The following is a 24281-nucleotide window of genomic DNA, read 5'->3' on the forward strand; positions in this document are numbered from 1 at the left end:
TCACGCCTCGCCAAAACCGTATAAACTGTATATACCGTTTAACCAGAAGGAAGCAACATGGCGACTGCGAAGAAGACGACTGCAAAGAAGACCCCGGCCAAGGCCCTCAAGGCCAGCCCCGCGCGCAAGGCCTCGGCCCCCGCCCCGGTGAAGAAGCCGGCACTGCCCCAGGCGCCAACCCCTGCAGCAGGCAAGGCCGTTGCGGCACCTGCCCCGGCAGGCGCGGCGGCCAAGACCGTGAAGGCCGACAAGCCCAAGAAGCCCAAGCTGGTGCGCGACAGCTTCACCATTCCGAAGGCCGAATTCGCTGTACTCGACGAGATCAAGCAGCGCGCGGGCAAGGCCGGCGTGCCGGTCAAGAAGAGCGAGATCCTGCGCGCCGGCATCAAGGCCCTTGCGGCCCTGGGCGATGCCCAGCTGCTGGCGGCGTTGCGCGCCGTGCCGGCAATCAAGACCGGCCGCCCGGCCAAGGACTGATTGCTCTACTGCGCCGGCTTGGGCGGCGCGAGCGCGTCCAGGACGCGTGCCGCCCCCGGGTGCAGGGGTACGGCCAGGCCCAGGCGTGCATTGGCCGCCGACACCTGGGCGCCCTGGGCGCTGCCGCGCGCCGCGAGGTCCGTGCCGGCCTCGAAGATGAAGCGCGTGACGGTGGCCACCTCGGCATCGGTCAGTTCCGCACCGGCCAGCAAGATGGCGGCCACGGCCACCGTCCGCACTTCCCTGTCCTGGTCAGGATAAGTGCCCTTGGCCAGGGTCAGCGGAAAGAAGGCCGGCGAGTCCTTGGCCAGCGCCTGCACGGCGGCAGCGTCCAGCGGCAGCAGGCGCAGTGGCATGGCGCCCGCCGCCTCGCGCAGGCTGTCAGCCGGAAAGCCGATGACCTGGACCAGGGCGTCGATCTCCTTGTTCTGCAAGGCTGACAGCGCCTCGTTCAGGGGCAACTCAAGGGTCTTGGCCAGCTTGCCGGGTGCAAACCCGTGCGCCTGCAGCACCGCCAGCGCTGTGCTGCGGGAAGCCGAACCGGGCACGCCGATGGCGACGCGCTTGCCCGCCAGGTCGGCCACGGAGCGCAAGGCGCCGTCGCCGCGCACCAGCACGTGGACGGCTTCGGGATAGAGGCTGCCGATGGCACGCAGCGCGGAGTACGGCCCTTCCTGGGCAAACGGCCCTTTTCCCTGGAACGCCAGCAGCGCGGAGTCGCCCTGCGCCAGGCCCATGGGCGCCCGGCCGTCGCGCACCATGCGCAGGTTCTCCTCGCCGCCCGCGGTCGTCAGCGCCGTCACCTTCCTGCCCCTGCTGCCGTCCAGCGATTGCGCCAGGCGCAGGTACTGGCCGCCGCTGGCGCCGGCCGCGATGGCATAGCCCTGGGCCGCGCGCGCCAGGCGCGCCTGGATCGCTGCATGGGCGCCTTCGAGTTCCTGCAGGATCACCTCACGCGTGGCCGCCGAGGTCTCGGGCGGCGCGTTGGCGATCGCGCCACGCATGGCTTCCAGCATCTTCTCCGGAGCGGGCCGGGGGGCGCCGGACGCAAACTCTGGCGCCGTCACCAAGCCATGGCCCGGCGGCGCCACCAGCACCCAGCTCTCGCCCTCGCGCTTGTAGGTGGCCGAACCATGCGCCCGGATCACGTCGCCGGCCTTGTTGCCGCCATTGACGACGCCCACCAGGCCCTTGGGGCCCGTGCCCATGGCGCTGACCACGCCAGCCACACCAGGCGACTCCCAACCGCCGAAGTCGTAGTCCTTGTTCAGCTTGAGATCGGCATCGAAATAGATGATGCGCCGCTCCTGCCCAGCGGGCGCCTTGGGGTCGGACTGGGAGCCGCGCCGCGCCATATCGGCCAGCACCAGCAGCTCGGCCGGCAAGGCCACGGCCAGCCGGCCGGCGACATCCTGCTGCAAGGCTTTGGGATCGGGCCCGCGGCTGCAGGCAGCCAACAGCGACAACAGCAGGAGTACGGCAAGGCGGCGCATGCTCAGCCTCCCACGAAACGCAAGGAGAGGAAGCCGGTGAGGATCACCGCGTTCATCAGGTCGACGAAGAAGGCGCCGGACAGCGGCACGATCAGGAAGGACTTGGGCGCCGGGCCGTACTTTGCGGTGATGGCCTGCATGTTGGCGATGGCCGTGGCCGTCGAGCCCATGTTGAAACCGATGAAGGCCGCCGATGTCACCGCGGCTTCGTAGTCGCGACCCATGAAGCGGAAACAGATGAAGGCGGCATAGGCAGCCACCACCACCACCTGGGCCACCAGGATCAGCAGCATGGGTCCGGCGCTCAGCGCCACGTCGATCAGGTCCAGCACCATCATCGTCATGACCAGGAACAGGCTCAGGCAGATGGTGGACAGCAGGCCGCTGGCCTGGTCGTCGAACTTCACCCGCGCGAACGGCGCGACATTGCGGATCACGACGCCGGTGATCATGCACCACAGGAAGCTGGGGATCATTAGCGGCAGGTCCTTGAGGCTGTCCGCCAGCCACTGGCCGATGATCACCGCGGCCAGGATGCCGGCCAGGCCCCCCACCATGCCCAGCCCGCTGGTGCGCACGCTGCCGTCGCTGCTGGCGGCGCTGGTGTCCTGCGCCGTGGAACGCAGCCCGTGGCGCTTGATCAAAAACTGTGCCACCGGGCCGGCAACGATGCCGCCCAGGATCAGACCGATCGTTGCCGAGGTCATGGACAGTTCCATCACCGCCTGCAGGTTATTGACTTCAGAGAAACGTTCCGCGTAGGCCGCGCCCGTGCCATGCCCGCCCACCAGGGTGATGGAGCCGCCAACCAGGCCAAAGATGGGATGCAGATCCAGCACGCTGGCCACCACCATGCCGGTGAGATTCTGGATGATGACGAAGGGGAACAGCAGCACCAGCAGCATCAGCAGCGCCTTGCCGCCCTGGCGCAGCAAGCGCAGGTCGGCCGTCATGCCCACGCCGGCAAAGAACATCAGCAGCAAGGTGGACTTGAAGGCCACGTTCAGCGACATGGTGACGCCCGCACTCGAAGCGGCCGAGGCGACCGCGGCGAACAGCAAGCCGCCTGTGATGGGGTCAGGGATGTTGTAGCGGGCCAGGAAGGCAACGCGCCGGTTCACAGCCGCGCCCAAGAGCAGGCACAGGGCGGCTGCAAGCAGCGATTGGAGGGGCGACAGACTCATGCGAGCCCAGTTTGGGCGGCTGGCTCAGCCACGGGAATTGGCCTTTAGGGCTACAGACAAGCCCGATGTGTCGCTGGAACGCGCCTAGAGCGCGTCGGGGGATTGCACCGCCACCACCACGGTCTGCTGGTGGCCGTCGCGCTCGCGGGTGCGGATCCACCAGACGGCGCCCTTGCGCACGGCACAGGCGTCCTGCTTGAGGCCCAGCAACTGGGCAATCACCTGCCCCAGCACAGGCTGGTGGCCGACCACCACCACCGCCTGCCTGCCGCCCGGCCACTGGGCTGTGGCCAGGATGTCGTCCACCGAGGCATCGGGTGCCAGTTCGGCCCGGATCTTGTATTTGCGGCCCAGCGCCAGCACGGTCTGCTCGCAGCGCCGCGCCGGGCTGCACAGGATGCGGGCTGTCTCGGGCAGCAGCTTGTCCAGCCAGGCTGCCATGCGCGCCGCTTGCTTGTCGCCGCGCGAGGTCAGCGCACGGTCCAGGTCATCGCCGCCTTCAGCCATGTCTTCGGCTTCCGCATGGCGCCACAGGATCAGGTCCATTGCTTCACTCCTGCGGCGCGCCGCCGCGCACCGCGTAACGGGCCATCAGGGCCGCCTGCGCGCCGTGCGCCAGGGGGTCGTTCGCGCCCTTGACCCGCTGGTAGCTGCCGTCGGGCATCAGGTCCCAGGCATCACGCTCGTCATGCAGGTAGGCCACCAGGCATTCGTCGATGATGCGCTGGCGCAGGACGGGGTCGGTCACTGGCCAGGCCAGCTCGACACGGCGCAGCATGTTGCGGTTCATCCAGTCGGCGCTGGACAGGAACAGCTCCTCCTGCGCGCCGGCGCGAAAATAGAACACCCGCGAATGCTCCAGGAAGCGGCCGATGACCGAGCGCACGCGGATGTTGTCGGTCAGGCCCGCCACACGGGCCGGCAGCATGCAGGCCGCGCGCACCAGCAGGTCGATCTTGACCCCGCGCTGGCCGGCGCGCACCAGGGCCTGCATCAGGAACTCGTCGGTCAGCGCGTTCATCTTGAGCACGATGCGCGCGTCCTGCCCGCGCGCCGCCGCCTCGGCCACCTGGTCGATCTTCTCGGCCAACTTGCGGTGCAGCTGGAACGGCGCCACCCAGGCCCGGTGCAGCCGGGGCAGCCGGTTCTGGCCGGCCAGATGCACGAAGATGTTCTCGACATCGGCTGTCAGCAGGGGATCGGCCGTCAGCAGGCTCAAGTCTGTGTACAGGCGCGCGGTCCTGGCGTTGTAGTTGCCGGTGGACAGATGGGCGTAGCGCACCAGGCGACGGCCTTCGCGCCGCGTCACCAGCAGCATCTTGGCATGGGTCTTGAGGCCCACCACGCCGTACACCACCTGGGCGCCGACTGACTCCAGCATCTCGGCCCAGTTGATGTTGGCCTCCTCGTCGAAGCGGGCCTTGAGTTCGACCACGGCGGTGACTTCCTTGCCGCGCCGCACGGCCTCGCGCAACAGGTCCATCAGCGCCGAGTCGGTGCCGGTGCGATAGATGGTCTGCTTGATCGCCAGCACCTGGGGGTCGTCCACCGCTTCGCGCAGGAAGTCCAGCACGCCGTCGAAGCTCTCGAAGGGCTGGTGGATCAGCACGTCGCGCTCGCGCATCTGCGCGAAGATCGACTCGCCGGGCGCCAGCTGCAGCGGATAGGACGGGGTGTGCGGCGGGAACAGCAGCCGGGGCGCATTGACCAGGTCGATCAGTTGCTGCAGGCGCACCAGGTTCACCGGCCCATGGACCCGGTAGAGCGAGGGTTCGGGCAGGTTGAACTGCTGCAGCAGAAAGGCGGACAGGAATTCCGAGCAGCCGGCCGAGACCTCCAGCCGGACGGCCTGGCCATAGTGGCGGTGCTCCAGGCCCAGGCGCAGCGCGGTGCGCAGGTTGCGCACGTCATCCTCGTCCACCGCCAGGTCGGAATGGCGGGTCACACGGAACTGCGAGAACTGGCCGACCTCGCGCCCCGGAAACAGCTGGTGCAGGTGGGCCCGGATCACGCTGGACAGCGAGACGAACAGCGCCTTGCGACCGGCCACCTTGGGCGGCATGCGGATCAGCCGCGGCAGCACGCGCGGCACCTTGACGATGGCGATCTCGTTCTCGCGGCCGAAGGCGTCCTTGCCCGACAGGCGGACGATGAAGTTCAGCGACTTGTTGGCCACCTGGGGAAAGGGATGGGCCGGATCCAGCCCCACCGGGATCAGCAGCGGCCGAACCTCGCGCTCGAAGTACTCGTCGACCCAACGCTTCTGGGCGGCGTTGCGCTCGCCATGCGAGACGATGGCGATGCCCTGCCTGGCGAAGGCAGGCGTGAGCTCGTCGTTGTACAGAGCGTACTGGCGGACCACCAGGGCGTGAGCGGCGGCCGCCAGTTTCTCGAAACTCTCGATCGTGGCCGCGCCCTTGCGGTCGCCGGCCTGCATGGCGGTCAGGTGGGGCGCAGCCCGCACCTCGAAGAACTCGTCCAGGTTGGACGAGACGATGCACAGGTAGCGCAGGCGCTCGAGCAAGGGAACATCGGAGCGATGGGCCCAGTCCAGCACCCGCTCATTGAAGGCCAGGATGCTGTGGTCGCGGTCGAGGAAAACGACTCTGGGGGCGGAATCTGGCAAGGGTGCGGCAGCGCTCATTCAATGACAGATGGGTGACGGATTGGTGACAAGTGTTCCACCGTCTGATGACAAGACTGTGACACACCATTGCTTCGGGCCGGAACCAGGAAGCTGCTGAACAACTCGCTGGCGTGGGCCCAGCTGAAATCCAGGGCACGCGCACGGGCTTCCTGGCGCGGCACGGCAAGCGCCCGGTAACAGGCCTGCCTCAGGTCCGCATCCATGGCCCCGCCCAGGCTGTGGCCATCCTCGGTCTTGCGCCCCAGCACTTCCAGCGGCCCGTCCACCGGATAGGCAGCGACTGGCGTGCCGCTGGCCATGGCCTCGACCATCACCAGGCCAAAGGTGTCGGCATGACTGGGAAAGACAAACAGGTCGGCGGCGCCATAGACCTTGGCCAGTTCGTCGCGCGGCAGCAGGCCCAGCCAGCGGACCTCGGGAAAGCGCGCTTTGAGCTGCTGCTCGACCGGGCCGACGCCGCAAACCACCTTGGCGCCGGGGAAATCCATTTCCAGGAAGGCGGCGATGTTCTTCTCATAGGACACCCGGCCAACGAACAGGGCCACCGGCCGCGGCAGCTCGCCCATGGGCCCATAGGGCAAGGGCTCGGGCTGGAACGGGAACAGCTCGGTGTCCACGCCATGGCTCCAGGCCCGCAAGTTGCGAAAGCCGCGCTGCTCCAGCATGTCCAGCACGCTCTGGGTGGGCACCATCACCGCCGACGAGGGCCGATGGAAGTGGCGGAACAAGGCATAGCCCCAGGACACCGGCACCTTGACGGCAGCGTTGGCGATCTCCGGAAACTTGGTGTGAAAGGCCGTGCTGAAGGCCAGGCCGCGCTGCAGGCAATAGCGGCGCCCGGCCCAGCCCAGCGGCCCTTCGGTGGCCAGGTGGATGGCGTCGGGCCCGAAGGCGTCGAGCTTTTGCGTCAACAGGCGCTTGGGTGAGACGGCCAGATCGATGCCGGCATAGCCCGGGCAGGGCCGGGTGCGGAACTGGCCAGGCTGGATCACTTCCACCACGTGGCCGGCCTGGGCCAGGTGGCGGCACAGTTCCACCAGCGTGGTCACCACGCCATTGACCTGGGGCTGCCAGGCATCCGTCACCAGGGCGATTTTCATACGGTCTCCAGTTGTTGCGGTTGCGCGGTGCCGTGCTGCACAGGTTGCCAATAGACCAGCTCCAGCCGGCCGTCGAAATGCTCCACCAGGGCGCTGCGGCTTTCCACCCAGTCGCCGTCGTTGCAATACAGCACGCCGTCGATGTCGCGCATCTCGGCGCGGTGGATGTGGCCGCAGACCACGCCGTGGTGGCCGCGCCGGCGCGCCTCGTTGGCGACGGCCACCTCGAAATCGGTGACGTAGTTCAGCGCCGTCTTGACCTTGCCCTTGAGGTAGGCCGACAGCGACCAGTACGGCAGGCCCATGCGGGCGCGCAGGCTGTTGAGGTGGCGGTTGAGCTTGAGCGTGAACTCGTAGAGGTTGTCGCCCAGATAGGCCAGCCACTTGGCGCACTGGATCACGCCGTCGAAGTGGTCGCCGTGGATGATCCACAGGCTGCGGCCATCGGCCGTCACATGCACGGCCTCCTGCTCCACCTCGATGCCGCCGAATTGGTGGCCGCCGAACTGGCGGGCGAACTCGTCGTGGTTGCCCGGCACATAGACCACACGGCAGCCCTTGCGGGCGCTGCGCAGCAGCTTTTGCACCACGTCGTTGTGGGCCTGCGGCCAGTACCAGCGGCGGCGCAGCTGCCAGCCATCGACGATGTCGCCGACCAGGTAGAGGTTGTCACAGGGATGGGCCTTGAGGAACTCCAGCAGGGCCAGCGCCTGGCAGCCGGGCGTGCCCAGGTGCAGATCGGAGATGAACACCGTGCGCAGAGGGCGCGGTGACACCGCTGCGTCCTCCTCTTCGTGGGCAGGGTTTGCGAGGAGGCCGGGGAGCAGCGGCCCGAAAGTGTCGAAGGCCGCTCGCATCTCAGGCTCCGAGAAAGTGCTTGCGGTAGCGCGGCGGCAGGTCCTGGATGCGCATCAGCATCGGCAGGTCGGCGCTGTTGAAGTCCGGATCCCAGGCCGGCGCACCCAACACCTTGGCGCCCAGGCGCAGGTAGCCCTTGATCAGGGCCGGCGGCTCCACCTCCAGCGTGCCGTCCAGTTCGTCCACCGGCAGCGGCAGGCGCGGCCGCACCTGGTACTCCACCGGCGCCAGGTGGCTGCGCTGCACCTGCCGCCAGATGCTGGCCGCCGCGTCGCCCCTGACCACGCCCTCGTGCAGCATGGGGATACTGGCGCAGCCGATCATGGTGTCCAGGCGGTTGCGCACCATGAAGTCGGCCAGCGCACCCCAAAGCGCCAGGATCACCCCGCCCTGCCGGTAATCTGCGTGCACGCAGCTGCGGCCCAGTTCCACCATGCGTTCGCGCAGCGAGCGCAGGCGCGTCAGGTCGAACTCGGTGTCGCTGTAGGTGCTGCCCACCCGTTTGGCCTGGGCCGGCGTCAGCACGCGGTAGGTGCCGACCACCTGCTGGCTGTCGGCGTCGCGCACCAGCAGGTGCTCGCAATAGTCGTCGAACAGGTCGATGTCATGACCCGGCACAGCGCTGTCCAGCCGCGCACCCATTTCGCGTGCGAAGACCTCGTACCTCAGGCGCTGCGCCTGCCGGATTTCGTCCTGGTGGCATGCCCAGGAAACTGAAATGCCGCCACGCTGCGCCGCAACAGGGATCTGATCGCTTCGGTGAAGCGACCCCCTGGGCAAGGACACAGGCGACAGCGCAAACGTGGGGTTGGGCAGCTCGTTCATGGTCGGCTCCTTGTGGTCATGCGGACCGAGTCTGCCGGCCGCAGATGACCCGCAAATGGCAGTTGCGTTGCAGTTCGATGACGAAACAGGGCTGTGTCCCCCGTCAAATGGACCTGCGCTGCTATCTGTTTGATAGCTCTCCGAGCGCCGTGCGAAGCTGCCACCAGCCATGGATGCGCGCCAGCACCCAGGCCGGCGCGTCCAGCGGCAGGTCGTGGCCGGCATGGGGATGGACCTGCAGTGGCACGCACCAACGTTCGGCCAACCGCCACGAACAGGACGGCGACACCAGCCGGTCGCCGTCCGAGCACAGCACCAGCAGAGCCACCGGTGGCGCAAGCTGCGGCGCGGTGTAGCGCGCGGCGGCCAGCAACTGGCGCAGCAGGTTGCCGCGCCGCACCGGGCGCTGCTGCGCGATGGCGGCCCAGCGCTGCGCCACGCCGGGATGGCCGGCACTGTGGCTGCTGGTCATGGCCAGCACCCGGGCCTCGCGCTCCAGCGCAGAGAGCCCAGGCCGCAGCAGGCTGGCCAGGCGCAGGTAGTTGTGCGGCAGCAGCCGCTGCCAGAACGGGCTGTGGCCGCCCAGGCTGGTGTTGACCAGCACGCAGCCGGCCAGCTCCTGCGGTGCGCTGTCGCCCCACTCCAGTGCCACCATAGCGCCCAGCGACATGGCGACCAGCACATAGGGCGGCGCCAGGCCGCGTTGCACCGCCTGCGCTCGCAGCGCCCGCGCCATTGCCGCCACGTCGGCCGGGCTGCGTTGCCCGTGCAGCGCGCCGTTGCCCGGCAGATCCAGCGCCAGCACGTGATGGCCCTCGCCCAGGGCGGCCGCGAGCTGCCCTTCGAAGTCGCCCCAGTGCCCCGCCTCCCGCGCCAGGCCGCGCAGCAGCAGCCAGGTGGTCATGGCGCCCTCCGGTACCAGCGGTCCAGCGCCATGCGGTGGTGGTCCTCGCACTGCTCGCCCTGCGGCAGCCAGTGTTGCCAGGAGGCGGCGGCGCGCAAGGCGAACTCCAGCAAGGGCAGGTGGCGGCGCAGCACGCGCTGCTGGCGGTGCGCGATCAGCGGGTTGAAGATGCCGCGGCGCGAGAACAGCTGGCGTGGGTTCTTCTTGACCCACAGCCAGGAGCCCATCTCCAGCGTCAGCGGCAGGAAGACCGTGCCGGGCCGATCGAGCGCACGCAGGCACAGGTGGTCCCACAGGTCGCCATGCGTCAGGTATTGGTGGCTTTGCGGCTCGAACACATAGGGATGGTGGTGGTTGCTCTCATGGAAGATGGCGTGCAGCGCGTGCAACTGCGCCAGTTGCGGGATCGGGCTGCGCCTGTGGGCGTAGGGAAACCAGAGCCGGTCGGCCATGCCGAAACCCGAGTGGCAGTCCAGCGCCAGGCTGAAGGCGCGGCCCTGCAGCTCGCGCTCCGCCACGGCGCACAGGGCGGCGCTCTCGGCTTCCATGGGCATGCCGCGCGGACCGCGGTACCAGGGCAGGCCGGCACTGATGCGCTGGCCGCCCACCAGCAAGGGCACGGGATCGACCGCGTCCACCGGCGCATTGCGCATCAGGTCGACGCCGTTGGGGTTGGCGCGGGTGTGGCGCAACATGCCGCCGGGATTGACGATGGGCATGAAGACCAGGCGCACATCTTCCAGCAGGCGGTGCAAGGCCTGGTCCCAGTGCAGGCGGGTGACCAGGGTGTGCAGCCAGGCCAGCACCACCTGGGTGCCGATGCGCTCCAGGCCATGGACGCCGCCGAAGATGCCCAGGCCGGCGCTGGCCCGGGGATTGCCCAGCGCCAGTGAATAGACGGGCAGCGGCGGGTCGCCCGCCACCGTGGCTTCAAGCTGCACCTGCACGGCGCTGCCGGCCAGTACGGCGATGCGCTCGAGTTCGGCCAGTTCTGGAATGACGGCGCCGGCCGCTGAACTCAGTGGGGCCTCCGCTGGCGCAGGCGCCAGCTTTGCAGCCAGGCGAATTCCACCGCGCCGCGCAGCAAGGCGAAGGAGATCGCGGCCAGGGTTGCCGCGGCGGGGAGCCGTGCCTTCATGGGTGTCCTTTGCAAGCCTGAACCTCCATGCTGGCGCGCCTTTGTTGCAGGACGATGAAAGCACAGGAAGATCCGCCTGTTCACGCCGCTGTCATGGAACCGCCATGGCAGCGTCACGCCGGTTTCCTACGCTCGCGCTTGATTTTTGCAACGACCCCACGAAAGGCGCGACTCCATGAACGCACACACCCGGCCCGAGCAACTGGCGCTCCAGGCCCACGACAACGAAGACTGCAACACCAGCGGCAACCCCTCGCTCAACGACGTCATCGATGCGCGGCTGTCGCGCCGCAACGCGCTGCGCGTGGGCATGGGCAGCGCCGGCGCCGCCGTGCTGGGCTCGCTGTCGCTGTCAGCCTGTGGCGGTGGCAGCGACGCCCTGTCCGTCCCAGCCCCCGCGCCTGCGCCCGCCCAGACCCCCCTGACGCTGAGCTTCTCGCCCGTGGCCAAGACCATGGCCGACACGGTCACCGTGCCAGCCGGCTACACCGCCACCCCGATCTACGCCATGGGCGATTCGCTGGCCGCTGCCACCCCCGACTTCAAGAATGACGGAACCGACACGGACTTCGAGAACCGCGCCGGCGACCACCACGACGGCATGATCTATTTCGGTCTGAACGCCGAAGGCACGGCCGCCAGCGCCACCGGCTCCGAGCGCGGCCTGCTGGCCATGAACCACGAAGCCCTGTCAGACCAGTACCTGCACGCCGCCGGCACCACGCCCAACCCGCGCCCGCCGGCCGAGGCCGACAAGGAAATGGCGGCCCACGGCATCTCGGTGGTCGAGATCCGCAAGACCAGCGGCAAGTTCGCCACCCAGAAGGCTTCGGCCTACAACCGCCGCGTGCACCCCAACACCGCCGTCACCCTGACCGGCCCGGTGCGCGGCAATGCGCTGCTCAAGACCAAATACTCGACGGCCGGTGACGCCACCCGGGGCACGATCAACAACTGCGGCGCCAGCTACACCCCCTGGGGCACCTACTTCTCGGGCGAGGAAAACTGGAACGGCTACTTCTTCCGTTCCGCCACCGACGACGCGGCCCGCGGCGGCGCCACGGCCAAGAGCGTGGTTTCGCTGGCACGCTACGGCAAGCCGCAGAACTCCGCCAGCCGCCACGGCTGGGAAACCGCCGGCAGCGCCGACAAGTACGCGCGCTGGAACATCAGCCAGACCGGCACCTCCGCCGATGGCACGGACGACTACCGCAACGAACTCAACACCTACGGCTACATGGTGGAGATCGACCCCTATGACAAGAACCAGGCCCTGCGCAAGCGCACGGCCCTGGGCCGCTTCGCCCACGAGATGGGCGTGTTCGGCAAGGTTGTCGAGGGCAAGCCCCTGACCGTGTACATGGGCGACGACTCGCGCGGCGAGTACGTCTACAAGTTCGTCTCCAGCGCCAACTGGAGCGCAGCCGATGCCAACCCGGCCAATCGGATCACGACGGGTGACAAGTACCTGGACAGCGGCAAGCTCTATGTGGCCAAGTACGCCGCCGACGGCACGGGCAGCTGGGTCGAACTGCACATCGCCAACGCCGCCATCGCCGGCTACGCGAGCTACAAGTTCGCCGACCAGGCCGATGTGCTGGTCAATGCCCGACTGGCAGCCGACGCGGTGGGTGCGACGCGCATGGACCGCCCGGAGTGGTCGGCCGTCCACCCGGTCACCGGCGAAATCTACGTGACCCTGACCAACAACAGCAACCGCAAGCTCGAGCCCACGGGATCGGCTGCGTCGCAGCAGGCTGTGGACGCCGCGAATCCGCGTTCCTACACCGACGCGCCGACGGCTTCGAGCGCCCCGGGCAACATCAACGGCCACATCGTGCGCATGAAGGAAAACGGCAGCGACGGAGCGGCCACAGCCTTCACCTGGGACATCTACCTGTTCGGCGCCCAGGCCGATGCCGATCCGGCCAAGATCAACCTGTCGGGCCTGACGGCCGACAACGACCTGTCCAGCCCGGATGGCATGTGGTTCTCCAACAAGACCGGCGTGGCCTTCATCGAGACCGACGATGGCGCCTACACCGACGTCACCAATTGCATGCTGCTGATCGGCATGGCCGGCCAGGTCGGCGACGGCGCCACCCAGACCCTGGACTACACCAAGGCCGACGGCAGCAAGCTGACGGTGCAGACGCGCATCGGCGCCAAGCCCACCAGCGCCACGCTGCGCCGCTTCCTGGTTGGTCCCAAGGACAGCGAGATCACCGGCATCGCCGAGACGCCCGACGGCAAAACCCTGTTCGTCAACATCCAGCACCCGGGCGAGACCATCAGCAAGGCCAACATCGGCGACCCGACCAAGTACCTCAGCCACTGGCCGGGCAACGCCGGCTACGGCCCGGGCGGCACCAGTGCGCGGCCCCGCTCCGCCACCATCGCCATCACCCGCAACGACGGCGGCCTGATCGGCGTCGACGGCACGGCAGTGTTGAACAACGCCTGACGCGCGTCAGAAGGCTGGCTGGGCCGACGCGGCACCAGCCAGCTTGAACACCGCCACGGCAGCCACCAGCTGCCGGGCCTGGGTCTTGAGGCCATCCGCGGCCGCGGCGCTCTGCTCCACCAGCGCCGCGTTCTGCTGGGTGGCCTTGTCCATCTGGCCCACCGCGTCGCCCACCTGCGACACGCCCGCGCTCTGCTCACTGCTGGCGTGGCTGATCTCGCCCATGATGTCGGTGACACGGCGGATCGCGGCGACGACTTCGCCCATGGTGGCACCGGCCTGGTCGGCCAGCGCCGAGCCCTGCTCCACCCGCGCCACGCTGGCGCCGATCAGGTCCTTGATCTGCCGGGCCGCGTCGGCGCTGCGGCTGGCGAGACTGCGCACCTCGCTGGCCACCACTGCGAAGCCGCGGCCCTGCTCACCGGCACGCGCCGCTTCCACCGCCGCGTTGAGCGCCAGGATGTTGGTCTGGAAGGCGATGCCGTCGATCACGCTGATGATGTCGGCGATCTTGCGGCTGCTGTCGTTGATGCCCTTCATGGTATCGACCACCTGGGCCACGACCTGGCCGCCCTGCACGGCCACACCCGAAGCGCTGATGGCCAGCGCGTTGGCCTGCTTGGCGTTGTCGGCGTTCTGCTTGACTGTGGTGTCCAGTTCCTCCATCGAGGCTGCCGTTTCCTGCAGCGCGCTGGCCTGCTGCTCGGTGCGGCCCGACAGGTCGGCATTGCCCTGCGCGATCTGCTCGCTGCTGCTGGCCACGCCTTCGGAGTTGAAACGCACCTCGCTCACGCAGCGCACCAGGCTGTCCTGCATGCTGCGCAACTGCACCATCAGGCTGTCGCTGTCGGCCCTGGAGCTGACCACCACCTCCTGCGACAGGTCACCGGCCGAAATAGCCCGGGCGACCTGCGCTGCATAGGCCGGCTCGCCGCCGAGCTGGCCCATGATGTGGCGCACCAGCCAGAACACGATGGCCGCGCCCAGCACCAGGGCCACCAGCACGAACGCAAGGGCGGCGGTCGCCATCGTCTGGCTGCGGCCCAGCACCTGCGACTTGGTCTGTTCGGCCGAACTGTTCTTGGCCTCGATCAGCTCCAGCAGGCGCCCACGCACCGCGCGCCATGCCGGCGTCTCTTCCTGGCTGACCAGGGTGATCGCCGCGGCGGGATTGTCCAGGGACAGCGCGGCGACCTTGGCCAGCACCGCCAGTTGTTTGTCGCGCAGGACCGCGATCTCCTGCAGGACCTTGACGTCGGCCGGGCTGGCGGCCGCCAGGGCCAGGGCCTTGGCCTGCTTGTCCTTGAAGTCGCTGACGGCCTTGTCCAGGTTCTTGTGGCCGGTCTTGTTGCCCGGATCCAGCACCACATTGCGCAGGGCCTGGCCGCCCTGCAGGCCGTCGGCATACATGCCGGTCACCGCCTGCAGCAGCGCCATGTCGCTGCGGATGAAATTCTCGAAGCCCTTGCCGGCATCGTTCATGCCGACCAGTGCGACGCCCGTCGCTCCGCCGAACAGCACAAACACACCGGCCATGCAGGCAATGATCTTGGACCGCAACTTCATTTTTCCTCCCTGTAGTCACAGCCCTTTCGACCGTGCCGGCCAAAGGTTGAGGAGGGGAAACCCGTGATTGACGCGGCTCAGACGGGCCGCGTTGGCCGCGCGCAACGCCGGGGATGCGCTGCGCGGCCCGGCCCGCCACAATGGGCGCACACAAAGGGAGATGCGCAATGGCCAGCGTCATCGCGCCGTTCACACGGCTGGACATGTCGGTCGACTACACCTGGGACTGGACTCCAGTCGATGCGGGCAGCACCTACATCGAACTGCGGGGCGCCAGCTTCTTCGGGCGCTTCACTGGACAGTTCAACGTGAACGTCACCGCAAGCACCGTCACCGGCACCGCCTCAACCTTCCAGTTCGCCCGCAATGGTGTGAACCTGATGACATTCGACTTCTCGCCCGGCCTCGACGCGGCGGTGGTGGCCACCTACATGGACAACGGCGACCGGCTCCAGCCCGCACTGGCCCACCTGCTGCGCGGCAATGACACGGTCACCGGCCAGTCGGGGCTCAACGACATCCTGCGCGGTTATGGCGGTAACGACACCCTGGACGGCGCAGGCGGGCGGGACACCGCCTTCTATGACGGACCGCGCGCGAACTACAGCGTAGGGCTTGTCAGCAACAACTTCAGGGTCACGGACCGCGCTGGAACCGAAGGCACCGACACGCTGCTCTCGGTGGAGCGGATCAAGTTCTCCGACAGCTCGGTGGCGCTGGACATCAATGGAACGGCGGGCAGCGCCTACCGCCTGTACCGCGCCGCCTTCGACCGGGCGCCTGACCTCCCGGGGCTGGGCTTCCAGATCAATGCATTGGACCGGGGCCAGGCACTGGCTTCGGTGGCCGCCAATTTCGTGGCCAGCCCGGAGTTCAGGTCGACATACGGCAGCCTGGACGACAGGCAGTTCGTCACCCAGCTCTACGCCAACGTGCTGGACCGGGCGCCCGACGCAGGTGGCTTGACCTACCACATCAACAATCTGGCACATGGCATGCAACGCGGCGAGGTGCTGATGGGCTTTTCTGAATCTCCCGAGAACAAGGCCGCGGTGATCGGCACGATCCAGAACGGCATCGAATACCAGTTCTAGCGCCGCCTGCACCCTCAAACGGGCTGTAACGCCGCCTGCTCGCCCGGCGGTATCTCCACCCGGATCGCGTCGCCGGCGCGCACTTCACCGCCGTGCACCACCACGGCCATCACGCCGGCCTTGCGCACAAGGTGGCCCTGGCTGTCGCGCCCCAGTACCGCAGCCATCAGGCCTTTCTGGAAGCGGTCGATCTGCGAACAGGGATTGCGCAGGCCTGTCACTTGCAGCGTGGCTGCACCGATATGCAGCCGCGTGCCCTCGGGCAGGGCCAGCAGGTCCAGGCCGCGGGTCGTGATGTTCTCGCCCATGTCGCCGGGAAAGACCGGGTGGTCCGATGCCATGAGTTCGTCGAACAGCTCGGCCTGCAGCAGGTGGACCTGGCGCAGGTTGGGCTGGCTGGGGTCGCGCGCCACGCGCGAGCGGTGCTGCACCGTCGAGCCCGCATGGGCATCGCCCCGCACGCCCATGCCCTCGACCAGGGTGATGCTGTCTTCGCTGAACTTGCTGAAGCTGTGGCTGCTGCTGCGGTGGACCGCCAGCACCGTGGGGCCCGCCATCAGCCCTCTTGCACAGCCTGGACCAGGCGCTCGGCGCTGCGGCGCGACTGCGCCTCTTCGCGCGCCTCCACCATGATGCGCAGCAGCGGCTCGGTCCCGCTGGCGCGGACCAAGACGCGGCCCGCTCCCGCCAGTTCGGCTTCAACTGCCTTGGTCTCGCTGGCCAGCCTGGCGTTGGCCTTCCAGTCCTGGCCCGGTCGCAGCCGCACATTGAGCAGGGTCTGCGGAAACAGCGTAACTTCCTGCAGCAGCTGCGACAGGCTCTTGCCGCTGCGCACCATGGCCTGCAGCACCTGCAAGGCGCTGACCAGGCCGTCGCCAGTGGTGTGCTTGTCCAGCGCCAACAGGTGGCCCGAGCCCTCGCCGCCGAGCAGCCAGCCACGCTTTTCCAGCTCTTCCAGCACATAGCGATCGCCGACCTTGGTGCGGCAGAACTCCAGGCCGCGCGCCTTGAAGGCCAGTTCCACCGCCATGTTGGTCATCAGCGTGCCCACCACGCCGGGCACCTTCTCGCCGCGGGCCAGGCGGTCCGCCACCATCAGGTAGAGCAATTCGTCGCCGTTGTACAGGCGCCCCGTGGCGTCGACCAGCTGCAGGCGGTCGGCGTCACCATCGAGTGCCACGCCCAGGTGGGCTTGGTGGGCCTTGACGGCCCGCACCAGCGCCTGCGGATGGGTGGCCCCCACCCTGTCGTTGATGTTCAGTCCATCGGGCGCGCAGCCGATGGAGATGACCTCGGCGCCCAGTTCATGGAAGACCTTGGGCGCCACCTGGTAGGCCGCGCCATGGGCGGCATCAACGACGATGCGCATGCCCTTGAGGGTCAGGTCATTGGCAAAGCAGCTCTTGCAGAACTCGATGTAGCGGCCGGCTGCATCGTCGAGTCGGCGCGCTTTGCCCAGCGTGGCCGAATCGGCCCAGACCGGAACCTCCTGCAGGGCCGCTTCCACCGCCAGTTCCCATTCGTCGGGCAGCTTGGTGCCCTGGGCGCTAAAGAACTTGATGCCGTTGTCGGGATAGGCGTTGTGACTGGCGCTGATCACCACGCCCAGGCTGACGCGCAGGGCCCGCGTGAGGTAGGCCACGCCCGGCGTGGGCAAGGGACCGAGCAGCACCACGTCCACGCCGGCGGAGTTGAAGCCGGACTCCAGCGCGCTTTCCAGCATGTAGCCGGAGATGCGCGTGTCCTTGCCGATCAGCACCGTGGGCCGCTCCTCGCTGCGCTTGAGCACGCGGCCGACGGCATGCGCCAGCCGCAGCACGAAGTCCGGTGTGATCGGCGGCTGGCCCACCGTGCCGCGGATGCCATCGGTGCCGAAATAGGTTCTTGCCATGTCTCAGTCTTGGTTTTTTGCTACTGAAATTGTAGCGTTCCAGACCTTCAGCGCGGCCACGGTTTCCTTCACGTCGTGGACGCGGACGATGCGTGCGCCACGCTCCACCGCCAGCAACGCCGCTGTCACGCTGGGCACCATGCGCTCGTTGACAGGCAGACCGGTGACCGTGCCCAACGAGGACTTGCGCGACCACCCGGCCAGCAGGGGGTAGCCGGCAGCCAGCAGTTCGTCCTGCCGCGCCAGCAGGGCAAAGTTCTGCTCCGCCGTCTTTCCAAAGCCCGTGCCCACGTCCCAGGTGATGCGGTCCATTTCGACCCCCAGCCCCCGTAAAAGCTGGGTCTGCTGCTGCAAAAATAAGAGCACCTGGGGCACGGCATCGCCCTCCAGCGGGCTGCGCTGCATGGTCTGCGGCTCGCCGTGCATGTGCATCAGACAGACACCGCAGGAGGGATGGGCCGCCACCGCCTCACGTGCCCCCGGTTGGCGCAAGGCCCAGATGTCGTTGACGATGTCCGCCCCCAGTTCCAGCGCCTGGCGCATGACCTCTGGCTTGTAGGTGTCGACCGAGACCGGCACGCCCAGCGTCACCGCCTCGCGCAGCACCGGCAGCAGCCGCACCAGTTCCTGCTCCAGCGGCACCGGCGGCGTGCCGGGCCGGCTGGACTCGGCGCCCAGGTCCAGGATGTGCGCGCCCTGCACCAGCAGCAGTTCGCAATGCGCCAGCGCCGCGCGCACGCCGGCATGGCGGCCGCCGTCGGAAAACGAATCCGGCGTGAGATTGACGATGCCCATCACCCGGGGCCGGGTCAGGTCGAGTCGAAAGCGGGCGGTTTGCCAGTGCATGGCGCGATTTTCATCCATGAAAAGCAAAGGGGGCCGGCTGGCCCCCTTGTTTGCAGTGGCGCGCGTGCGCCTTACGCCGCGGTGGGCGCCGGATCTGTCGCGACCGGCGCGCCGCCGGAGCCGCCGCCAGTGCCCGAGGGCGGCGTGCGCGGCGTCCAGTCCTTGGGCGGGCGAGGCTCCTTGCCGGCCATGATGTCGTCGATCTGCTCGGCGTCGATGGTCTCCCACTCCAGCAGGGCCTTGGCCATGGCGTGCATCTTGTCGCTGTTGTCCTCGATCAGCTTGCGCGCCAGCGAATACTGCTGGTCGATGATGCGGCGCACCTCGCTGTCGACCTTCTGCATGGTCTGCTCGCTCATGTTGGTGGTCTTGGTGACCGAGCGACCCAGGAAGACTTCGCCTTCGTTCTCGGCATAGACCATAGGGCCCAGCGCATCGGTCATGCCGTAGCGCATCACCATGTCGCGCGCCAGGGTGGTGGCCCGCTCGAAGTCATTGGAGGCACCGGTGGTCATCTGCTTCATGAACACCTCCTCGGCGATGCGGCCGCCGAACAGCATGCTGATCTGGCTGAGCATGTATTCGCTGTCGTAGCTGTAGCGGTCCTGCGCCGGCAGGCTCATGGTCACGCCCAGGGCACGGCCGCGGGGGATCACGGTGACCTTGTGCACCGGGTCGCACTTGGGCAGCAGCTTGCCGATCAGGGCGTGGCCGGACTCGTGGTAGGCCGTGTTGCGGCGCTCTTCCTCGGGCATGACCATGCTCTTGCGCTCGGGGCCCATGAAGATCTTGTCCTTGGCCTTCTCGAAGTCCTGCATCTCGACCACGCGGGCGTTACGGCGGGCAGCCATCAGGGCAGCTTCATTGCACAGGTTGGCCAAGTCGGCGCCGGACATGCCGGGCGTACCGCGGGCGATGATGCTGGCGTTGACGTCCTGGCTGATCGGGATCTTGCGCATGTGGACGTTCAGGATCTGCTCGCGGCCGCGGATGTCCGGCAGCTGCACGTAGACCTGGCGGTCAAAGCGGCCCGGGCGCAGCAAGGCGGCGTCCAGGATGTCGGGGCGGTTGGTGGCAGCCACCACGATCACGCCCAGGTTGGTCTCGAAACCATCCATCTCGACCAGCATCTGGTTGAGAGTCTGCTCGCGCTCGTCGTTGCCGCCGCCCAGGCCGGCACCGCGCTGGCGGCCGACGGCGTCGATTTCGTCGATGAAGATGATGCAGGGAGCGTTCTTCTTGGCGTTCTCGAACATGTCGCGCACGCGGGCCGCACCCACACCGACAAACATTTCCACGAAGTCGGAGCCAGAGATCGAAAAGAAAGGCACCTTGGCCTCGCCGGCGATGCCCTTGGCCAGCAGGGTCTTCCCAGTGCCCGGGGGGCCGACCAGCAGCAGGCCGCGCGGGATGCGGCCGCCGAGCTTCTGGAATTTTTGCGGGTCCTTCAGGAAGTCGACGACTTCCTTGACCTCTTCCTTGGCTTCGTCGCAGCCGGCCACGTCCGCAAAGGTGACCTGGTTGTTGTTTTCGTCGAGCATGCGCGCCTTGCTCTTGCCAAAGCTGAAGGCGCCGCCCTTGCCGCCGCCTTGCATCTGGCGCATGAAGTAGATCCAGACGCCGATCAGCAGCAGCATCGGGCCCCAGCTGACCAGCAGGGTCATGAGCAGGGAGCCTTCTTCGCGCGGCTTGACGTCGAACTTGACGTTGTTGGCGATCAGGTCACCGACCAGACCACGGTCCAGGTAGGTGGCTGTGGTGCGCACCTTGCGGTCATCGGTGGTGACCGCGATGATCTCGGTGCCGCCCTGGCCTTCCTGGATCACCGCGTTCTTGATGCGCTTGCCGCGGACTTCTTCCAGGAAATCCGAATAGCCCATCACGTTGGCGCCAGCGCCGCCGCGGGTGTCGAACTGCTTGAAAACGGTGAAGAGCACGAGGGCTATGACAAGCCACACGGCAATTTTGGAAAACCACTGATTGTTCAACACGCGTCTCCGGATAGTGACTCTTGGCCAGTTGCGACCCATTTTAGGCGTTTCAAGCCATGGAACCCTATATTTCCGGAGGCCCGCCCTAGGGCAATCAAGGGCATCCGGCAGAGCAAACCGGACTCAACCCGGGTTTTTCAGCCCGATACCGATCAGGAAGGTCTCGGACGACTTGTCCCGCGAGGCCTTTGGTTTGAGCGGTTTGACCACCCGGAAAGTCTCCTTGAACAGCTTGACCAGCTCGCTGTACCCGCCGCCATGGAAGAGTTTGACCACCAGCGCACCCTCGGGCTTGAGGTGCTGGACGGCGAAATCCACCGCCAGCTCCACCAAGTGGGAGATGCGTGCACTGTCGGAGGACGCCACCCCCGACAGGTTGGGGGCCATGTCCGAAACCACCACGTCGGCCTTGCGGCCGGCCACCAGGGCCTGCAACTGGGCCAGCACCTCGGGCTCGCGAAAGTCGCCCTGCAGGAAGCTGACGCCTTCGACCGGCTCCATCGGCAGCATGTCCAGCGCCAGGATGGTGCCATTGAGCTCACCGGACGCGGCCCCGGTCGGCGACAGCTTGCGGCGCAGGTACTGGCTCCAGGCGCCCGGGGTCGAACCCAGGTCGACCACCAACTGGCCAGGCCGGATCAGCCCCATGGTCTCGTCGATCTCGCGCAGCTTGTAGGCGGCGCGGGCGCGGTAGCCCTCCTTGGTGGCCAGTTTGACCCAGGGATCGTTGACATGCTCGTTGATCCAGGCCCGATTGACCTTCTTGCTCTTGCTTGACTTCATACCTGCCTTGTTGCACAGGGGATAATAGCCCCATGCCTGCCATTCAACTGACCATCGCCCAGCGCAAGGAACACCGCGCTGAAGCCCACCATCTCGACCCCGTGGTCATGGTCGGAAACGACGGCGCCACGCCCGCCGTCAAGAAGGAAATCGACGCCGCCCTCAACGCCCACGGCCTGATCAAGGTCCGGGTCCAGGGCGACGACCGGATTGCCCGCGAAGCCCTCTACCAGAGCCTGTGCGACGAGCTGGGCGCCGCCCCGATCCAGCACATCGGCAAGCTGCTGGTGCTGTGGCGCCCGCCGGTCAAGAAAGAAAAGGCCGTCGACGAGGACCGCATGCCCGGCCCGCGCGACTTCAAGGTCCTCAAGTACAGCAAGCGCGGCGGCCAGCGACCCGAGATCAAGACCCTGCGGGTGCTGGGCAACCAGCGTCTGAGCCCGGGTGGCCAGGTCAAGCGGGCCAAGCCGCCCAAGCAGAAGTCGGTCAAAAAGGGCCGCCAGACCTGATCGGCCGTCATTCCCGCGCAGCGGGAATCCAGGGCTTTCGCCCCGGCCTCAAGTCTCTGGGTCCCCGCCTTCGTCGGAACGAGTGCCGGCCACTTTCCACAGTGCCACGCCGGCGCAGGCCCACTGCAGCAGGTACATGCCGCTGCCCAGGCCATGCCAGAGCTTGAGGTTCTCCCGCGCCAGGATGCGCGGCGCCACGGCAAATTCGCCCAGCAGCGCCAGCAGCATCCCACCCGCTATGAAAACAAGAGCGCCTTGCGCCCAGTCCATGCGGGCTGAGGCCTCTTTTCCTCTTGAAAACAGCATCAGGAGCAGGCCGCAGCCCAGGGCCATCCAGGTCTGCGCGCTGAAGAGCTTGGCCGCCATGGCACCGGCCACGGCCGGCGTGCCCAGATGGGCGAACAACATCGGAACCACCAGAAAGCCGGTGGTGGTCAGGCTACCCCACCAGAGGGCGGCCAGCAGCACCGGCAGGCGCTCCCGCCAGGCCATCAGACGTAGCTGACCTTGACGATCTCGTAGTGCTTGACGCCGCCGGGCGCCTGCACTTCGGCCGAATCGCCCTCTTCCTTGCCGATCAGCGCGCGGGCGATCGGGCTGGAGATGTTGACCAAGCCGAGCTTGAGGTCGGCCTCGTCCTCGCCGACGATCTGGTAGGTCACCTGGTCGCCAGTGCTCTCGTCCTCGAGCACCACGGTGGCGCCGAACACCACCTTGCCGTCGGCGTCCACCGACGACGGGTCGATCACCTGGGCGGCCGACAGCTTGCCCTCGACCTCCTGGATGCGGCCCTCGATGAAGCCCTGGCGGTCCTTGGCGGCTTCGTACTCGGCGTTCTCCGACAGGTCGCCCTGGGCGCGTGCCTCGGCAATGGCGTTGATCACCCAGGGGCGCTGGACGGTCTTGAGTTCGTGCAGTTCGGCCTTGAGCTTCTCGGCGCCGCGCTTGGTGATGGGAATGGTGGCCATGGATTTGTCTCGGGTCTAAAAAGGAAACCGCCGGCCGTTGCCGACCGGCGGTGTCTGTGTCTCGATGCGAAAGATTATGCCAGTTGGGCGTGCAGCTCCTGGACCGAATACACGTCCAGCTTGTCCATGTATTTCATGCCCTCGACGGCCGCTTCGGCGCCGGCGATGGTGGTGAAGGTGGTGACGCGGGCCAGCAGCGAGGAAGTGCGGATCTGGCGCGAGTCGGCGATCGCATTGCGGCGCTCTTCCACCGTGTTGATGACCATCACGATCTCGTTGTTCTTGATCATGTCGACCACATGCGGCCGGCCTTCGGTGACCTTGTTGACCGTGGCGCAGGCGATGCCGGCGGCGGTGATGGCGCCCGCCGTGCCCTTGGTGGCGACAATCTCGAAGCCCTGGGCCGCCAACTGGCGCGCCACTTCCACCGCACGCGGCTTGTCGGCGTTCTTGACCGTCAGGAAGATCTTGCGCGCCGCGTCGGTGGCGCGCGGCAGCTTGGTGCCCGCGCCCAACTGACTCTTGATGAAGGCTTCGCCGAAAGTCTTGCCCACGCCCATCACCTCACCGGTGGACTTCATCTCCGGGCCCAGGATGGGATCCACGCCGGGGAACTTGACGAAGGGGAAGACGGCTTCCTTGACGCTGAAGTACGGCGGCGTCACCTCGTGGGTGATGCCCTGCGATGCCAGCGACTGGCCGACCATGCAGCGCGCCGCCACCTTGGCCAGCTGGATGCCCGTTGCCTTGGACACAAAGGGCACAGTGCGCGAGGCGCGGGGGTTGACCTCCAACACGAAGATCACGTCCTTGCCGTCCTTCTCCTGGATGGCGAACTGCACGTTCATCAGGCCGACCACGTTCAGGCCTTGCGCCATGGCGGCGGTCTGGCGCTTGATCTCGTCGATGGTGTCCTTGGACAGCGAGTACGGCGGCAGCGAGCAGGCGGAGTCGCCGCTGTGCACGCCGGCCTGCTCGATGTGTTCCATCACGCCGCCAATGAAGGTCTTGCCGGTGGGGTCGCGCAGGCAGTCCACGTCGCACTCGATGGCGTCGTTGAGGAAGCGGTCCAGCAGCACCGGCGAGTCGTTGGAGACCTTGACGGCCTCGCGCATGTAGCGCTCCAGATCACGCTGCTCGTGGACGATCTCCATCGCGCGGCCGCCCAGCACGTAGCTGGGACGCACCACCAGGGGATAGCCCAGGGCGGCGGCCTTTTCCAGCGCTTCGGGCTCGGTGCGGGCGGTGGCGTTGGCCGGCTGGCGCAGGCCCAGGGTGTGCAGCAGCTTCTGGAAGCGCTCGCGGTCCTCGGCGGCGTCGATCATGTCGGGCGAGGTGCCGATGATGGGCACGCCGTTGGCTTCCAGGTCCAGGGCCAGCTTGAGCGGCGTCTGGCCGCCGTACTGGACGATCACGCCCAGGGGCTTTTCCTTGTCGACGATCTCCAGCACGTCTTCCAGGGTCAGCGGCTCGAAGTACAGGCGGTCCGAGGTGTCGTAGTCGGTCGACACGGTCTCGGGGTTGCAGTTGACCATGATGGTCT

General features: G+C 67.5%; 22 protein-coding genes. 4 read left to right on the forward strand and 18 right to left on the reverse strand.

Annotation, left to right across the window (positions count from 1 at the left end; translation table 11 throughout):
* Positions 1-57 precede the first annotated feature (57 nt).
* The gene (locus Q0632_RS07070) at positions 58-477 is read left to right on the forward strand and encodes a hypothetical protein (RefSeq protein ID WP_298926350.1); all 420 of its coding nucleotides are present in this window, start codon (positions 58-60) and stop codon (positions 475-477) included.
* A gap of 5 nt (positions 478-482) precedes the next feature.
* Here Q0632_RS07070 and Q0632_RS07075 read toward each other — a convergent pair whose 3' ends face one another.
* The 9 genes from Q0632_RS07075 to Q0632_RS07115 form a co-directional block, all read right to left on the reverse strand.
* A complete protein-coding gene (locus tag Q0632_RS07075) occupies positions 483-1970 on the reverse strand; it encodes a TAXI family TRAP transporter solute-binding subunit (RefSeq protein WP_298926353.1) in 1488 nt (495 codons plus the stop codon).
* A gap of 2 nt (positions 1971-1972) precedes the next feature.
* Positions 1973-3154, reverse strand: coding sequence for a sodium/glutamate symporter (gene gltS, locus Q0632_RS07080; protein WP_298926356.1), 1182 nt, complete (start codon positions 3152-3154; stop codon positions 1973-1975).
* 84 nt (positions 3155-3238) lie between these two features.
* Positions 3239-3700 (reverse strand): phosphohistidine phosphatase SixA, encoded by a 462-nt coding sequence (gene sixA / locus Q0632_RS07085; protein WP_298926359.1) that lies wholly within the window; start codon positions 3698-3700, stop codon positions 3239-3241.
* 4 nt (positions 3701-3704) lie between these two features.
* The gene (gene ppk1 / locus Q0632_RS07090; protein WP_298926362.1) at positions 3705-5798 is read right to left on the reverse strand and encodes a polyphosphate kinase 1; all 2094 of its coding nucleotides are present in this window, start codon (positions 5796-5798) and stop codon (positions 3705-3707) included.
* The gene (locus Q0632_RS07095; RefSeq protein ID WP_298926365.1) at positions 5795-6901 is read right to left on the reverse strand and encodes a glycosyltransferase family 1 protein; all 1107 of its coding nucleotides are present in this window, start codon (positions 6899-6901) and stop codon (positions 5795-5797) included. The genes ppk1 and Q0632_RS07095 overlap by 4 nt, the downstream gene beginning before the upstream one ends.
* Positions 6898-7758 carry a UDP-2,3-diacylglucosamine diphosphatase gene (locus Q0632_RS07100; RefSeq protein WP_298926368.1) on the reverse strand — a complete coding sequence of 287 codons (861 nt, stop codon included), beginning with the start codon at positions 7756-7758 and terminating at the stop codon, positions 6898-6900. Before Q0632_RS07100 ends, Q0632_RS07095 begins: the two co-directional genes overlap by 4 nt.
* A 1-nt stretch (position 7759) precedes the next feature.
* Complete coding sequence (locus tag Q0632_RS07105) at positions 7760-8584, reverse strand: GNAT family N-acyltransferase (protein WP_298926371.1); 825 nt, start codon at positions 8582-8584, stop codon at positions 7760-7762.
* A gap of 121 nt (positions 8585-8705) precedes the next feature.
* The gene (locus Q0632_RS07110) at positions 8706-9488 is read right to left on the reverse strand and encodes an alpha/beta fold hydrolase (protein ID WP_298926374.1); all 783 of its coding nucleotides are present in this window, start codon (positions 9486-9488) and stop codon (positions 8706-8708) included.
* Positions 9485-10450, reverse strand: a complete 966-nt coding sequence (locus tag Q0632_RS07115; RefSeq protein WP_298926418.1) for a M14 family zinc carboxypeptidase — start codon at positions 10448-10450, stop codon at positions 9485-9487. Before Q0632_RS07115 ends, Q0632_RS07110 begins: the two co-directional genes overlap by 4 nt.
* A 351-nt stretch (positions 10451-10801) precedes the next feature.
* Between Q0632_RS07115 and Q0632_RS07120 the strand changes: the two genes are divergently transcribed.
* Positions 10802-13090: a PhoX family phosphatase gene (locus Q0632_RS07120; RefSeq protein ID WP_298926377.1), complete on the forward strand. Its 2289-nt coding sequence runs from the start codon at positions 10802-10804 to the stop codon at positions 13088-13090.
* A gap of 6 nt (positions 13091-13096) precedes the next feature.
* Here the strand turns inward: Q0632_RS07120 and Q0632_RS07125 are convergent, their stop codons facing one another.
* Entirely contained in the window at positions 13097-14656 is a 1560-nt protein-coding gene (locus tag Q0632_RS07125; RefSeq protein WP_298926380.1) for a methyl-accepting chemotaxis protein, read from the reverse strand.
* 167 nt (positions 14657-14823) lie between these two features.
* On the opposite strand from Q0632_RS07125, the gene Q0632_RS07130 reads away from it, so the two are divergent.
* The gene (locus Q0632_RS07130) at positions 14824-15750 is read left to right on the forward strand and encodes a DUF4214 domain-containing protein (RefSeq protein WP_298926382.1); all 927 of its coding nucleotides are present in this window, start codon (positions 14824-14826) and stop codon (positions 15748-15750) included.
* Between the two features lie 14 nt (positions 15751-15764).
* On the opposite strand, the gene Q0632_RS07135 is transcribed toward Q0632_RS07130, so the two are convergent.
* The 5 genes from Q0632_RS07135 to Q0632_RS07155 all read right to left on the reverse strand — a co-directional run bounded on the left by Q0632_RS07135 (position 15765) and on the right by Q0632_RS07155 (position 21261).
* Positions 15765-16307 carry an MOSC domain-containing protein gene (locus Q0632_RS07135; RefSeq protein ID WP_298926384.1) on the reverse strand — a complete coding sequence of 181 codons (543 nt, stop codon included), beginning with the start codon at positions 16305-16307 and terminating at the stop codon, positions 15765-15767.
* Positions 16307-17641 (reverse strand): phosphoglucosamine mutase, encoded by a 1335-nt coding sequence (gene glmM, locus Q0632_RS07140; RefSeq protein ID WP_298926387.1) that lies wholly within the window; start codon positions 17639-17641, stop codon positions 16307-16309. Before glmM ends, Q0632_RS07135 begins: the two co-directional genes overlap by 1 nt.
* A gap of 3 nt (positions 17642-17644) precedes the next feature.
* Positions 17645-18487: a dihydropteroate synthase gene (gene folP, locus Q0632_RS07145; RefSeq protein WP_298926390.1), complete on the reverse strand. Its 843-nt coding sequence runs from the start codon at positions 18485-18487 to the stop codon at positions 17645-17647.
* 71 nt (positions 18488-18558) lie between these two features.
* Positions 18559-20475 (reverse strand): ATP-dependent zinc metalloprotease FtsH, encoded by a 1917-nt coding sequence (gene ftsH / locus Q0632_RS07150; RefSeq protein ID WP_298926393.1) that lies wholly within the window; start codon positions 20473-20475, stop codon positions 18559-18561.
* A 126-nt stretch (positions 20476-20601) separates the two neighbouring features.
* Positions 20602-21261 carry an RlmE family RNA methyltransferase gene (locus Q0632_RS07155; protein ID WP_298926396.1) on the reverse strand — a complete coding sequence of 220 codons (660 nt, stop codon included), beginning with the start codon at positions 21259-21261 and terminating at the stop codon, positions 20602-20604.
* 32 nt (positions 21262-21293) lie between these two features.
* On the opposite strand from Q0632_RS07155, the gene Q0632_RS07160 reads away from it, so the two are divergent.
* On the forward strand, positions 21294-21770 hold the full coding sequence (locus Q0632_RS07160) for a YhbY family RNA-binding protein (protein WP_298926398.1): 477 nt from the start codon (positions 21294-21296) through the stop codon (positions 21768-21770).
* A gap of 48 nt (positions 21771-21818) precedes the next feature.
* Here Q0632_RS07160 and Q0632_RS07165 read toward each other — a convergent pair whose 3' ends face one another.
* From Q0632_RS07165 to carB, 3 genes are all read right to left on the reverse strand, one after another.
* Positions 21819-22262: a DUF4149 domain-containing protein gene (locus tag Q0632_RS07165; protein ID WP_298926400.1), complete on the reverse strand. Its 444-nt coding sequence runs from the start codon at positions 22260-22262 to the stop codon at positions 21819-21821.
* A complete protein-coding gene (gene greA, locus Q0632_RS07170; RefSeq protein ID WP_298926403.1) occupies positions 22262-22738 on the reverse strand; it encodes a transcription elongation factor GreA in 477 nt (158 codons plus the stop codon). Before greA ends, Q0632_RS07165 begins: the two co-directional genes overlap by 1 nt.
* Before the next feature lie 74 nt (positions 22739-22812).
* Positions 22813-24281, reverse strand: a 1469-nt coding sequence (gene carB, locus Q0632_RS07175) for a carbamoyl-phosphate synthase large subunit (protein WP_298926406.1), incomplete at its 5' end; no start/stop codon positions are given.

Source organism: uncultured Ramlibacter sp. (assembly GCF_936925435.1).
In the GTDB taxonomy this organism is placed as follows: domain Bacteria; phylum Pseudomonadota; class Gammaproteobacteria; order Burkholderiales; family Burkholderiaceae_C; genus Ramlibacter.